We start from the raw sequence: 12,961 nt of genomic DNA on the forward strand, positions 1-12,961 counted from the left end.
CCTCCATTTCTGCCGACAGGATACCTTGTCGGCAAAAATGGTGCGGGCCGGGCTAGAGGTGGTGCACCACGGCCAGGTCCATGCGCCCGTAGTCGCCGGCCTCGCTGTGCTCGCTGCGCGGTGGCATGTGGTGGGTCTTCATCACCTGGTCGCCCTGCACGGTCTCCAGGTGGATATCGAAGCCCCACAGGCGGTGCAGGTGCTTGAGCACCTCGTCGGTGGAGTCGCCCAGCGGTTTGCGGTTGTGCTGCTGGTGACGCAGGGTCAGCGAGCGGTCGCCGCGCCGGTCGATGCTCCAGATCTGCACGTTGGGTTCGCGGTTGCCCAGGTTGTACTGCGCGGCCAGCTGCTCGCGGATGGTGCGGTAGCCGTCCTCGTCATGAATCGCCGGCACCAGCAGGTCGTCACGCTGGTCGTCATCGAGGATGCTGAACAGCTTGAGGTCGCGCATCACCTTGGGTGACAGGTACTGCAGGATGAAGCTTTCATCCTTGAAGCTGCTCATGGCGAACTTGATCGTCGACAGCCAGTCGCTGCCGGCGATCTCCGGGAACCAGCGGCGATCCTCATCGGTGGGGTACTCGCACATGCGGCGGATGTCGGTGTACATGGCAAAGCCCAGGGCATAGGGGTTTATGCCGCTGTAGTAGGGGCTGTCGAAGCCAGGCTGGAACACCACGCTGGTGTGCGACTGCAGGAACTCCATCATGAAGCCTTCGGTGATCAGCCCCTCGTCGTACAGGTCGTTCATCAGGGTGTAGTGCCAGAAGGTCGCCCAGCCTTCGTTCATCACCTGAGTCTGGCGCTGTGGGTAGAAATACTGGGCGATCTTGCGCACGATGCGCACCACTTCGCGCTGCCAGGGCTCCAGCAGCGGGGCGTGCTTCTCGATGAAGTAGAGGATGTTCTCCTGGGGCTCGGCCGGGAAGCGCGCGTCGTCTCTCTCGCCGCCTTTTTCGGCGCCCTTGGGGATGGTGCGCCAGAGGTCGTTGATCTGCCGTTGCAGGTGCTCCTCGCGCTCCTTCTGCCGGCGCCGCTCTTCCTCGGCGGAAATGGGGTAGGGGCGCTTGTAGCGGTCCACGCCGTAGTTCATCAGGGCGTGGCAGGAGTCGATCAGGTCCTCGACGGCATCGATGCCGTGGCGCTCCTCGCATTGAGCGATGTACTGCTTGGCGAACACCAGGTAGTCGATGATCGAGCTGGCGTCTGTCCAGGTGCGGAACAGGTAGTTGCCCTTGAAGAAGCTGTTGTGGCCGTAGCAGGCGTGAGCAATCACCAGTGCCTGCATGCACATGGTGTTTTCTTCCATCAGGTAGGCGATGCACGGATCGGAGTTGATCACGATCTCGTAGGCCAGGCCCATCTGGCCGCGGCTGTAGGACTTCTCGGTGCTGAGGAATTGCTTGCCGTAAGACCAGTGGTGATAACCCAGCGGCATGCCCACCGAGGCGTAGGCGTCCATCATCTGCTCGGCGGTGATCACCTCGATCTGGTTGGGGTAGGTGTCCAGGGCGTAGCGGGCGGCCAGGCGACTGATCTCGCGGTCGTAGGTCTGGATCAGCTCGAACGTCCATTCGGAGCCGGTGGAGATGGGCTGGCGTCTCTGCTCTCTGGCGGTCATGTGGCTAACCTGCGCTGGAAGAGTTCACGGAAGACCGGGTAGATATCGCCGGCCGATACCAACTGCTGCTGGGCGAAGGTGTCGGGGAACGCTTCGCCGATGCGCTCGTACTCGTACCACAGCGCCTGGTGTTCGCGTGGGGTGATCTCGACGTAAGTGTAGTACTGCACGTGCTGCATGATCTGGTTGGCGAGGATGTCGCGGCAGATCGGCGAGTCGTCGTTCCAGTTGTCGCCGTCCGAGGCCTGGGCGGCGTAGATGTTCCAGTCGCTGGCCGGATAGCGCTCGGCCATGATCTCCTGCATCAGCTTGAGCGCGCTGGAGACGATGGTGCCGCCGGTCTCGCGGGAGTAGAAGAACTCTTCCTCGTCCACTTCGCGGGCGCTGGTGTGGTGGCGGATGAACACCACCTCGATGCGGTCGTAGTTGCGCTTGAGGAACAGGTACAACAGGATGAAGAAGCGCTTGGCGATGTCCTTGGTGGCCTGGGTCATGGAGCCGGACACGTCCATCAGGCAGAACATCACCGCCTTGGAGCTGGGGTTGGGCTGCTTGACCAGCAGGTTGTACTTCAGGTCGAAGGTGTCGAGGAACGGCAGGCGGTTGATGCGCGCCTTGAGCCGCTCGATCTCGATCTCGGTGTCCTGGATGTCGGTGAAGTTGTCCGGTTCCTCGACCTTGAGCCGGTCCAGCTCCTTCTGCGCCTCGCGCAGCAGGGCGCGGCTGCTGCCGGTCAGGGCGATGCGCCGGGCGTGGGCCGAGCGCAGGGTGCGGACGATGTTGATGCGCGACGGGTTGCCCTCGTTGGCAATGCCCGCGCGTACGGTCTTGAAGGTGTCGGCACCGGTCAGGTGGCGCTTGACCAGGTTGGGCAGCTCCAGGTCCTCGAACATGAATTCGAGGAATTCTTCCTGGGTGATCTGGAACACGAAGTCGTCCATGCCCTCGCCGGAGTTGCCGGCCTTGCCGCGGCCACTGCCACCGCCGCCACCTTGTGGCCGGGCGATGTGTTCGCCGGCGGTGAATTCCTTGTTGCCGGGGTGGACGATGGTCTGCTTGCCGCCACGACCGTGGTGCAGCACCGGTTCGTCGATGTCACGACCCGGGATGCTGATCTGTTCGCCATGCTCCATGTCCATGATGGAGCGGCGGCTCACGGCCTCTTCGACGGCCTTCTTGATGTGTTCACGGTAACGCCGCAGGAAGCGCTGGCGATTGACCGTGCTCTTGTTCTTGCCGTTCAGGCGTCGGTCGATTACGTAGCTCATGGTCCCTCCGGTAGCTGGGAACAGCTGCATGCTTCAAGCTACGAGCTGCGCGTAAAAGCAGCCGCCGCCGTCCGGGCCGGCAAGGCCAGCCTCGGACGCACGGCGTGTAGCGTGTCGCCTTATTGCGATTTCCTGACCCGCAGGTACCATTCCGACAGCAGTCGAACCTGCTTGTCGGTGTAGCCACGCTCCACCATCCGGGTGACGAAGTCGTTGTGCTTCTGTTGATCCTCCTTGCTGGCCTTGGCGTTGAAGCTGATGACCGGCAGCAGGTCCTCGGTGTTGGAGAACATCTTCTTCTCGATCACCACCCGCAGCTTCTCATAGCTGAGCCAGCTGGGGTTCTTGCCGTTGTTGTTGGCCCGGGCGCGCAGCACGAAGTTGACGATCTCGTTGCGGAAATCCTTCGGATTGCTGATGCCGGCCGGCTTCTCGATCTTCTCCAGCTCCTCGTTGAGGGCGATGCGGTTGAGGATCTCGCCGGTTTCCGGGTCGCGGTATTCCTGGTCCTGGATCCAGAAGTCGGCGTACAGCACGTAACGGTCGAAGATGTTCTGGCCGTACTCGCTGTAGGACTCCAGGTAGGCGGTCTGGATTTCCTTGCCGATGAACTCGATGTAGCGCGGTGCCAGGTATTCCTTCAGGTAGCGCAGGTAGCGCTCGCGCACCTCGGCGGGGAACTGCTCCTGCTCGATCTGCTGCTCCAGCACATACAGCAGGTGCACTGGGTTGGCCGCCACCTCGTGAGGGTCGAAGTTGAACACCTTGGAAAGGATCTTGAAGGCGAAGCGGGTCGACAGGCCGTTCATGCCCTCGTCGACGCCCGCAGAGTCGCGGTACTCCTGGATCGACTTGGCTTTCGGGTCGGTGTCCTTGAGGTTCTCGCCGTCGTACACGCGCATCTTCGAGTAGATGTTGGAGTTCTCGGGCTCTTTAAGGCGCGAGAGCACGGTGAACTGGGCCAGCATCTTCAGGGTGTCCGGCGCGCAGTGCGCCTTGGCCAGGGAGCTGTTGATCAGCAGCTTGTCGTAGATCTTGATCTCGTCGCTGACGCGCAGGCAGTACGGCACCTTGACGATGTAGATCCGGTCGATGAACGCCTCGTTGTTCTTGTTGTTGCGGAAGGTGTGCCACTCCGATTCGTTGGAGTGGGCCAGCAGGATCCCGGAGTAGGGGATCGCGCCCAACCCCTCGGTGCTGTTGTAGTTGCCTTCCTGGGTCGCGGTGAGCAACGGGTGCAGGACCTTGATCGGCGCCTTGAACATCTCGACGAATTCCATCAGGCCCTGGTTGGCCCGGCACAGGGCGCCCGAATAGCTGTAGGCGTCGGCGTCGTTCTGCGGGAATTCCTCGAGCTTGCGGATATCCACCTTGCCCACCAGGGCAGAGATGTCCTGGTTGTTCTCGTCGCCCGGCTCGGTCTTGGCGATGGCGATTTGGTTGAGGATGGATGGGTAGAGCTTGACCACCTTGAACTTGCTGATGTCGCCGCCGAACTCCTGCAGGCGCTTGGTGGCCCAGGGCGACATGATGGTGTTGAGGTAGCGGCGCGAGATGCCGTATTCCTCTTCGAGGATCTGGCCGTCCTCGGCGGCATTGAACAGGCCCAGGGGCGATTCGAATACCGGCGAGTCCTTGATGGCGTAGAACGGCACCTTTTCCATCAGCTGCTTGAGTTTCTCGGCCAGCGACGATTTACCGCCGCCCACCGGGCCCAGCAGGTAGAGGATCTGTTTCTTCTCTTCCAGGCCTTGGGCGGCATGGCGGAAGTAGGAGACGATCTGGTCGATGCACTCTTCCATGCCATGGAAGTCGGCAAAGGCCGGATAGCGGCGGATCACCTTGTTGGAGAAGATCCGCGACAGCCTGGAGTTGCTTGAGGTGTCGATCAGCTCTGGTTCGCCGATGGCCAGCAACAGCCGCTCGGCCGCCGAGGCATAGGCGCTGCGATCCTCTTTGCACAGCTCGAGGTACTCCTGCAGCGAAAGTTCTTCCTGGCGGGTGGACTCGAAACGTTGTTGGAAGTGGCTAAAAATGCTCATGACGTCACCTCGCTCGATACGTGGAGACGACGCCGGATCAGTCAGCTGATGCTGGCATGCAACCGGGCTCGCCGATTGCTGTATACCCCCCAGAACACCTTGGAACGCTACCGATGACCCGCACGCCGGTGTACCGGCTCTCCCCTTTTTTGGATGGCCTGGGCTTAAGGATAGTTGGTTATACGCAAGGTCAAGGGCGGGGAGCCGAGAAGAGGCCTGCGACCGTTCGTCAGGTCGGGCGCAAGCCCGCGCCAAGCGCGGGCTGGAGGAAAAATGAAAAAATTATTCGGCGCTGCCCTGGGCGGTTTCCGCCGGGTAGGTGTTGCGCCACAGCTCGAAGCCACCGTCGATGCTGTAGACGTTGGAGAAGCCCTGGCCGACCAGGTAGGCGGCAGCGCTCTGGCTGGAATTGCCGTGGTAGCAGACAACCAGTGTAGGCGCGTCCAGGTCGGCGTTGCGGATGAAATCGGCAACCGAGTGATTATCCAGATGAGTGGCGCCGGCGATGTGCCCGGCGGCATAGGCCTGCGGGTCGCGAATGTCGACCACGACCGCGCCTTGCGCACGCAGGGCGAGGGCTTGCTCTGGGGTAATGCGCTTGAATTCGCTCATGGGTGCGGTTCCTTCAGGGGTGTTCGTTGAGTGGAGCCGGCGGGCGCGGGGTGCCCTCGCGGGTGCAGTCGCAGCGGTGGAACTCACCACTGTCGACATTGTACAGGGTCATCGCGCCGCCCCAGACGCAGCCGGTGTCCAGGGCGATCACGCCGGGCACATCGACACGGCCTTCGAGGGCGGCCCAGTGGCCGAAGATGATCTTCACATGACGCGAGCGACGGTCCGGGTGATCGAACCACGGCTTGTAGCCTTTGGGGGCGCTGTCGGCGCCTTCCTTGGTCTTGAGGTCGAGCTTGCCGGCGGCAGTGCAGAAGCGCATGCGGGTGAAGTAATTGGTGATCACCCGCAGGCGCTCGACGCCGGCCAGGTCCTTGCTCCACTTGTTCGGCTCGTTGCCGTACATGCCGTCCAGGTACAGCTTCAGGCGGCCGTCGTCGCGCAGCACTTCCTCGACCTCGGCCGCCAGCTCCAGCGCCTTGCCCAGGGTCCATTGCGGCGGGATGCCGGCATGGACCATGGCAATGCCGCGGGTTTCGTCGTAGTGCAGCAGCTTCTGCCGGCGCAGCCAGTCGAACAGCTGGTCGGCGTCCGGGGCCTCGATGATTTCGCGCAGGGTGTCGCTTTTCTTCAGGCGCTCGACATTGTGCCAGGCCGCCAGCAGGTGCAGGTCGTGATTGCCCAGCACGCAGACCAGCGCATGGCGGATCGAATAGAGGTAGCGCAGGGTCTCGAGGGACTCGGGGCCACGGTTGACCAGGTCACCCACCAGCCACAGCCGGTCGACCGCCGGGTTGAAGCGTACGCGTTCGAGCAGGCACTTGAGCGGTTGCAGGCAGCCTTGCAGGTCGCCGACCGCGTAGGTGGCCATCAGTGCAGGGCCCCGGGCACGGCCAGGCGGAAGGGGGCAATCGTGGCGTCGAAGCGCTTGCCGTCCTCGGCGAACATCTGGTAGCTGCCCTGCATGGTGCCGACGCGGGTGCTGATGACCGCGCCGCTGCTGTAGGTGTGGCTCTGGCCGGGTTCGATCAGCGGTTGCTGGCCGATCACGCCGGCGCCGCGCACTTCCTCGACCTCGCCGTCACCGTTGGTGATCAGCCAATGGCGGGACATCAGCTTGGCCGTGACCGTGCCGTTGTTCTGCACGGTGATGGTGTAGGCGAAGGCGAAACGGCTGCTTTCGGGGTCGGATTGGTCTTTGAGATAGCGGGTCACGACGCTGACGTCGATCTGATAGCGGGGGTCGGACATGCAAGGGCCTTGGGCGAACTGACGCAATAACGCAGTCTAGGCCATTGAGAGGGGGGAGGGCCAGCGGGGTGGGGCTTGAGATCGTTGTTATCAGTACCGGCCTCTTCGCGGGTAAACCCGCTCCCACAGGAATCGCACGCGGTCACTGTGGGAGCGGGTTTACCCGCGAAGAGGCCGGTACAGGCGATATCAGGCTTGCTGATCAGCCAACTGGTCAGCCAGGCGCACGAAGGCGGCCAGGTCCAGCTGCTCGGGGCGCAGGCTGCCGTCCACACCGGCGGCTTCGATGGCCGCGCTGTCGAGCAGACCTTTCAGGGTATTGCGCAGGGTCTTGCGGCGCTGGTTGAACGCCTCGCGTACCACCTGTTCCAGCAGTCGCGCATCCTTGGCCGGATGAGGCAGCACTGCGTGCGGTACCAGGCGGACGATGGCCGAGTCCACTTTCGGCGGCGGATTGAAGGCGCCAGGGCCAACGTTGAACAGGTGCTCGACCCGGCAGTGGTACTGCACCATGATCGACAGGCGCCCCCAGTCACCGCCACCCGGGCCGGCAGCCATGCGCTCGACCACTTCCTTCTGCAGCATGAAGTGCATGTCGCGGATCAGCCCGGCGTGGCTGAGCAGATGGAAGATCAGCGGGGTGGAGATATTGTAGGGCAGGTTGCCGACCACCTTCAGGCTACGCTCTGGCACGCCCAACTGGTTGAAGTCGAACTTCAGGGCATCACCCTGGTGCAGGCGGAAGTTGTCGCGCCCGGCGAACTTGTGTTGCAGGATCGGCACCAGGTCCTTGTCCAGCTCCACCACGTCCAGCTGTGCGCCGCTGCCCAGCAGCCCCTCGGTCAGGGCGCCCTGGCCCGGGCCGATTTCAAGCAGGTGTTCGCCGGCCTTGGCGTTGATTGCCCGCAGGATGCGGTCGATGATTCCGGCGTCATGCAGGAAGTTCTGGCCGAAGCGCTTGCGCGCCCGGTGTTGGTAGTGCTCGGTCATGGTCGGTTCTCGGCCATCTGGTAGGCGGTTTCCAATGCGACGCGCAGGCTGCCGGTATCGATTCGACCGGTGCCGGCCAGGTCCAGGGCAGTGCCGTGGTCGACCGAGGTACGGATGATCGGCAGGCCCAGCGTCACGTTGACCGCGGCGCCGAAGCCCTTGTACTTGAGTACGGGCAGGCCTTGGTCGTGGTACATCGCCAGCACCGCATCGCAGTGCTCCAGATATTTGGGGGTAAACAGGGTATCGGCCGGCAGCGGACCGCGCAGGTCCATGCCTTCGGCGCGCAGGCGCTGCAGCGCCGGCTCGATGATGTCAATTTCTTCGCGGCCCAGGTGGCCGCCTTCTCCGGCATGCGGGTTGAGCCCGCAGACCAGGATGCGTGGGTTGGCGATGCCGAACTTGTCGCGCATGTCCGCATGCAGGATGCGGGTGACGCGCTCCAGGCGTTCGCCGGTGATGGCGTCGGCAATATCGCGCAGGGGCAGGTGGGTGGTCACCAGGGCCACGCGTAATCCTCGGGTGGCCAGCATCATCACCACTTGCGCGGTATGGGTGAGGTCGGCGAGGAATTCGGTGTGACCGGAGAAGGCAATGCCACTCTCGTTGATCACACCCTTGTGCACGGGGGCGGTGATCATCCCGGCGAACTGCCCGTCGAGGCAGCCCTGGCCGGCCCGGGTCAGCGTCTCCAGCACGAACGCGGCGTTGGCTTTGTCCAGCTGTCCGGCCACCACCGGGTTGGCCAGTGGTGTGTCCCAGACGTACAGGCTGCCGGCGGGGGCTGGCAGGCTGGGGAAACTGTCGGGGGTGACGGGCAGCAGGCTGACGGCCAGCCCCAGCTGCGTGGCCCGCTCGGCGAGCAGGTCACGGCTGGTGATGGCGATCAGGGGGTGGGGCTGGGCCTCGGCGGCGAGCAGCAGGCACAGGTCGGGACCTATGCCGGCCGGCTCGCCGGGCGTGACGGCGAAGCGCTGGGGCTTCACTGGGCGGCCTGGTCGACGCCAGGCAGCTTGATTTCAACGTAGGCTTCGTCGCGGATCTGGCGCAGCCAGTTCTGCAGCTCTTCGTCGTACTTGCGGTTGCGCAGGACGTTCATGGCCTGCTGCTCGCGCGCCTGCTCGGTGCTGTCGGTGGCGCGGCGGCCCAGGACTTCCAGCACATGCCAGCCGTACTGGGTCTTGAACGGCTTGGTCACCACGCCTTGCTGGGCGTTGGCCATCTGCTCGCGGAACTCCGGCACCAGGCTGTTCGGGTCGACCCAGTTGAGGTCGCCGCCGTTGAGCGCGGAGCCCGGGTCTTCCGAGAAGCTCTTCGCCAGTTCGGCGAAGTCTTCACCGTTCTGGATCCGGTCGTACAGACGCTCGGCCAGTTGCTCGGTGGCGGCTTCGCTGCGGATCTCGCTCGGCTTGATCAGGATGTGGCGTACATGCACTTCGTCGCGCAGGATGCTCTCGCTGCCACCGCGCTTCTCCTCGAGCTTGAGGATGATGAAGCCGTTGGGGATGCGGATCGGTTGGGTGATATCGCCAATGGCCATGCTGCTGAGCATCTTGGCGAAGTCAGGTGGCAGCTGGCCAGCCTTGCGCCAGCCCATCTCGCCGCCTTCCAGGGCGTTCTCGCTGGCGGAACGCTCAATGGCCATCTGGCCGAAGTCCTTGCCCTGCCGGAGTTGCTGGTAGACATCGCCGACTTGGCGGGCGGCAGCCTGGATGGCGTCCGAGTTGGCGCCTTCCGGGGTCGGGATGAGGATGTTGGCCAGACGGTACTCTTCGGACATCTGCATCTTGCCCAGGTCCGAGTTGAGGAAGTTCTTCACTTCCTGCTCGGACACCTGGATACGCTCGGCTACCCGGCGCTGACGCACGCGGCTGATGACCATCTCGCGCTTGATCTGCTCGCGGGCATCGTCGTACGACAGGCCGTCGTGGGCCAGGGCGGCGCGGAACTGCTCCAACGACATGCCATTGCGCTGGGCAATGGTGCCGACGGCCTGGTTCAGTTCTTCGTCGGTGATGCGGATACCCGAGCGCTCGCCGATCTGCAGTTGCAGGTTTTCGACGATCAGGCGTTCCAACACTTGCTGTTCCAGCGCGCTGGTTGGCGGCACACCGCCGCCACGCTTGGCGATGGTCTGCTGCACTTCGCGCACGCGCTGGTCCAGCTGGCTCTGCATGACCACGTCATTGTCGACGGTGGCCACGATGCGGTCGATGGGTTGCACCGCGGCATGCACCGCGCCACTCAGCATTGCGGCGCCCAGCATCAGCGGGCGCAGACGATCAATAAGCTTGCTCTTCACGGGTACGGTAACCTTGAATGCCTTGGTCCAGGAACGATTCGACCTTGTTGCCGACTACACCACCGAGCCCTTTGAGCACGATCTGCAGGAAGATCCCGTGGTCGCCCTTTTCGTTTTCAGGTATTGCTTGGCTGAAGTCGTCGTAGTCCATCCAGTAGCGATTGATCAGGCGCAGTTTCCAGCAGCAGTTGTCGTACTCGAAGCCGCCCATCGCTTCCAGCGTGCGGTTACGGTTGTAGTCATGCTGCCAGCGGGCAATGACGCTCCATTGCGGCACGATCGGCCAGATGACCGAGAAGTCGTGCTGCTGGATCTTGTAGTAGTCCTTGATGTAGCCCGGCGTGCCCGGCGTACCGTAGTCACCACCGCCGACCTTCCAGTTACCGGTCTGCGAGTCGTAGGTGATCAGGTCGTTGCGGTAGCGATAGCCGAGGTTGACGACCTTGTTCGGGTTGTCCTCGGGCTGGTAGTGGAACATCGCGCTGCCCGAACGAGGGCTGTGGGTGTCCGGATCCCAGTTGTAGTCCGAATTGAAGCGCCAGTCGCGGTTGAAAGCGTATTCGTATTCAAGCGCGTACGGCGAGACATCCGACTTGCTGTCCACTCGGGTGCGGTAGTCGATACCTGGCAGCTGGACCTTGCGATCCTTGAAGTAGAAAGCCTGGCCGATACTGAAGCGCTGGCGCTGGAAACCGTTGTCTTCGATCCAGCGGTTGGTCACGCCCAGCGACAGCTTGTTCTCGTCGCCGATGCGGTCGGTGCCGGTGAAGCGGTTGTCGCGGAACAGCGACGAGTAGTTGAAGGTGCTCTCGCCGGAGTCGAACAGCGGGATGTCGGTCTGGTCCTTGTACGGCACGTAGAGGTAGAACAGACGCGGTTCGAGGGTCTGGCGGTAGTTGGTCCCGAACAGCTGTGTATTGCGATCGAAGTACAGGCCACTGTCGACACTGAAGACCGGAATATCGCGGTTCTGATTGCTCTTGAAGTCGCCATACACGTCGAGCATGCCCGGGTTGTCGGCGAGGTCTTTCTTGCCCTTGCTGTCGAGGTCGAGGTCATAGTGCGTGTAGACGTACTTCAGCTTGGGCGTGACATAGCCGTAGCTGGCCTCGAGCGGCAGGCTGATCGAGGGTGCGAAGTTGAGGCGGGTGCCGTTGGAGCGGGCAACGCCGAAGAGGTTTTCATCCAGCCGGCGGCCAGGGAGGCCGGCAGAGGCATCCGGATTACCATCTTTGTCCAGGACGAAGTCATTCTTCAGGTCACGATCGAAGCGTACCGCCTCGGCTTCGTAACCAAAGTCCAGGCCGCCCGGGTGGAATGGCAGCATGCCGTTGAGGGTCAGCTGAGGCAGGCGGTCGTAAGGCGTGATCTGCGAAATGGTTGCCAGCTCATAGGCGTGCACGTTCAGGCCAGCGGTGTAGGAGTCGCCACGGTAGGTGAGCGTGCCACGCTGGTTGATGTAATCACGGCTCTGCACGCCGATCTGGTCGGTTTCCAGGTCCTGGAAGTAGAACGGGTCGCTGATGTCGGTGTAGTCGACCTCGGCCATCAGGCGCTGGTCCAGGCCGCCCTTGTGCTGCCAGTTGACCATCCAGCGATCTTTCTTGTAGTCCGTCTGCAGTTCGCGGTCGTTGTCCTTGTCGTTCAGGAAAGCGCCGCCGAACTGCCCTTCGCTGGACTTGGTCAGGTAGCGGAACTCGCCTTCCATCAGCATGCCGCGCTTGGCCATGTAGCGCGGGTACAACGTGGCGTCGTAGTTAGGCGCCAGGTTGAAGTAGTACGGCGTGACCAGCATGAAGCCGGTGTCGCTGCTGGAGCTGAACGACGGCGGCAGGAAGCCGGACTGGCGACGGTCGTCGATCGGGAAGTAGATGTACGGTGTGTAGAACACCGGGAAATCCTTGACCCGCAGCGTCACGTTGGTCGCGGTGCCGAAGCCGGTGGCCGGGTTCAGGGTGATGTTGTTGCCCTTGAGCTGCCACGCGTTGCTGCCCGGCTCACAGGTGGTATAGGTACCGTCCTTGAGGCGGATGATCGCGTTCTCGGCGCGCTTGGCGTACAGCGCGTTGCCGCGGATGTGCGACTTGTGCATCACGTATTCGGCGTTGTCGACCCGGGCTTCGCCGGTGTCGAGCTGGATCTGCGCCTCGTCGCCGACCACCAGCGAGCCGTTGTCGCGGATCTTGACGTTGCCCTTGAGCTCGCCGCGGTTCTCGGCCTGGTACAGGTTGGCCTCGTCCGCCTCGGCCTGCATGCTGCCCTGGCGCATGACCACGTCACCGGCGAGGGTGGCGATCTGCTGCTCCTGCTGGTACTTGGAGACCTTGGCGTTGATGTAGGTGGGCGACTCGTCCTTGGGCGTGGAGTCGTTCATGCCTGGGCGGGTCGGCTCGATGTAGGCGCCGCCGCAGTACGGGCCGGTCTCGGCCAGCTGCGCAGCGGTGAGCTTCTCGCGCGGGACCCAGTCCAGGTGGCTGTAGTCTTCGCTGCGCGATTTCAGGCCGCGGCCCTTGGCCTCGGTGACCAGCATCGGCTTCTCGGCCTCGGGTGCGGCGGCTTCGCCAGGCGCTTCGGCGCCCGAGCTGGCAGCGGCAGCACCCGGATGAACCGGGCGCGGAGGCAGGTTGGCGGAGGTCTTGGGCTTGCAGTCCCAGCCACCGGAAGCGGAAACTTGGCAGTCGAACTGCTCGGCCGCCACCACGTACGACGTGGCCAGGGGTTGCAGGGCCAGCAGACCGCCTGTCACCAGCAATGGAAACTTTCTACGAAACGCGGGGGATTTCAATGCCATCTTATTAGTCCGGGCTTCCTGCGTGCCATCTGCCCGCGTGTGGGGGCCGCACGCCTCTCGATGGTCTGAAAAAGATGCTGGATA

General features: G+C 63.2%; 10 protein-coding genes. All 10 read right to left on the bottom strand.

Features of this window, described 5'->3' with window-relative positions; translation table 11 throughout:
- Nucleotides 1–52: 52 nt before the first annotated feature.
- The 10 genes from POF53_RS01240 to POF53_RS01285 all read right to left on the bottom strand — a co-directional run bounded on the left by POF53_RS01240 (nucleotide 53) and on the right by POF53_RS01285 (nucleotide 12,832).
- Complete coding sequence (locus POF53_RS01240) at nucleotides 53–1,621, bottom strand: SpoVR family protein (protein ID WP_232855075.1); 1,569 nt, start codon at nucleotides 1,619–1,621, stop codon at nucleotides 53–55.
- Complete coding sequence (locus POF53_RS01245) at nucleotides 1,618–2,889, bottom strand: YeaH/YhbH family protein (RefSeq protein ID WP_203649924.1); 1,272 nt, start codon at nucleotides 2,887–2,889, stop codon at nucleotides 1,618–1,620. Before POF53_RS01245 ends, POF53_RS01240 begins: the two co-directional genes overlap by 4 nt.
- A gap of 119 nt (nucleotides 2,890–3,008) precedes the next feature.
- Nucleotides 3,009–4,931, bottom strand: coding sequence for a PrkA family serine protein kinase (locus POF53_RS01250; RefSeq protein WP_203649925.1), 1,923 nt, complete (start codon nucleotides 4,929–4,931; stop codon nucleotides 3,009–3,011).
- A 282-nt stretch (nucleotides 4,932–5,213) separates the two neighbouring features.
- Nucleotides 5,214–5,543 carry a thiosulfate sulfurtransferase GlpE gene (glpE, locus tag POF53_RS01255; protein ID WP_050703512.1) on the bottom strand — a complete coding sequence of 110 codons (330 nt, stop codon included), beginning with the start codon at nucleotides 5,541–5,543 and terminating at the stop codon, nucleotides 5,214–5,216.
- Between the two features lie 13 nt (nucleotides 5,544–5,556).
- Complete coding sequence (locus tag POF53_RS01260) at nucleotides 5,557–6,414, bottom strand: symmetrical bis(5'-nucleosyl)-tetraphosphatase (RefSeq protein ID WP_254464609.1); 858 nt, start codon at nucleotides 6,412–6,414, stop codon at nucleotides 5,557–5,559.
- Entirely contained in the window at nucleotides 6,414–6,794 is a 381-nt protein-coding gene (apaG, locus tag POF53_RS01265; protein WP_186712684.1) for a Co2+/Mg2+ efflux facilitator ApaG/CorD, read from the bottom strand. The genes POF53_RS01260 and apaG overlap by 1 nt, the downstream gene beginning before the upstream one ends.
- A gap of 189 nt (nucleotides 6,795–6,983) precedes the next feature.
- Nucleotides 6,984–7,784 (bottom strand): 16S rRNA (adenine(1518)-N(6)/adenine(1519)-N(6))-dimethyltransferase RsmA, encoded by an 801-nt coding sequence (gene rsmA / locus POF53_RS01270; RefSeq protein ID WP_232855077.1) that lies wholly within the window; start codon nucleotides 7,782–7,784, stop codon nucleotides 6,984–6,986.
- Nucleotides 7,781–8,770, bottom strand: coding sequence for a 4-hydroxythreonine-4-phosphate dehydrogenase PdxA (pdxA, locus tag POF53_RS01275; RefSeq protein ID WP_232855078.1), 990 nt, complete (start codon nucleotides 8,768–8,770; stop codon nucleotides 7,781–7,783). The genes rsmA and pdxA overlap by 4 nt, the downstream gene beginning before the upstream one ends.
- Nucleotides 8,767–10,086, bottom strand: coding sequence for a peptidylprolyl isomerase (locus POF53_RS01280; protein WP_232855079.1), 1,320 nt, complete (start codon nucleotides 10,084–10,086; stop codon nucleotides 8,767–8,769). Before POF53_RS01280 ends, pdxA begins: the two co-directional genes overlap by 4 nt.
- Nucleotides 10,067–12,832: an LPS-assembly protein LptD gene (locus POF53_RS01285; RefSeq protein ID WP_498966009.1), complete on the bottom strand. Its 2,766-nt coding sequence runs from the start codon at nucleotides 12,830–12,832 to the stop codon at nucleotides 10,067–10,069. Before POF53_RS01285 ends, POF53_RS01280 begins: the two co-directional genes overlap by 20 nt.
- Nucleotides 12,833–12,961 lie beyond the last annotated feature (129 nt).

The sequence above is a fragment of the Mitsuaria sp. RG genome, from assembly GCF_028369275.1.
GTDB classification, from domain to species: domain Bacteria; phylum Pseudomonadota; class Gammaproteobacteria; order Pseudomonadales; family Pseudomonadaceae; genus Aquipseudomonas; species Aquipseudomonas peradeniyensis.

Bases quoted from the DNA above. Each gene is read 5' to 3' on its own strand.
- POF53_RS01240 (WP_232855075.1), bottom strand. From the start codon at position 1,621: ATGACCGCCAGAGAGCAGAGACGCCAGCCCATCTCCACCGGCTCCGAA.
- POF53_RS01245 (WP_203649924.1), bottom strand. From the start codon at position 2,889: ATGAGCTACGTAATCGACCGACGCCTGAACGGCAAGAACAAGAGCACG.
- POF53_RS01250 (WP_203649925.1), bottom strand. From the start codon at position 4,931: ATGAGCATTTTTAGCCACTTCCAACAACGTTTCGAGTCCACCCGCCAG.
- glpE (WP_050703512.1), bottom strand. From the start codon at position 5,543: ATGAGCGAATTCAAGCGCATTACCCCAGAGCAAGCCCTCGCCCTGCGT.
- POF53_RS01260 (WP_254464609.1), bottom strand. From the start codon at position 6,414: ATGGCCACCTACGCGGTCGGCGACCTGCAAGGCTGCCTGCAACCGCTC.
- apaG (WP_186712684.1), bottom strand. From the start codon at position 6,794: ATGTCCGACCCCCGCTATCAGATCGACGTCAGCGTCGTGACCCGCTAT.
- rsmA (WP_232855077.1), bottom strand. From the start codon at position 7,784: ATGACCGAGCACTACCAACACCGGGCGCGCAAGCGCTTCGGCCAGAAC.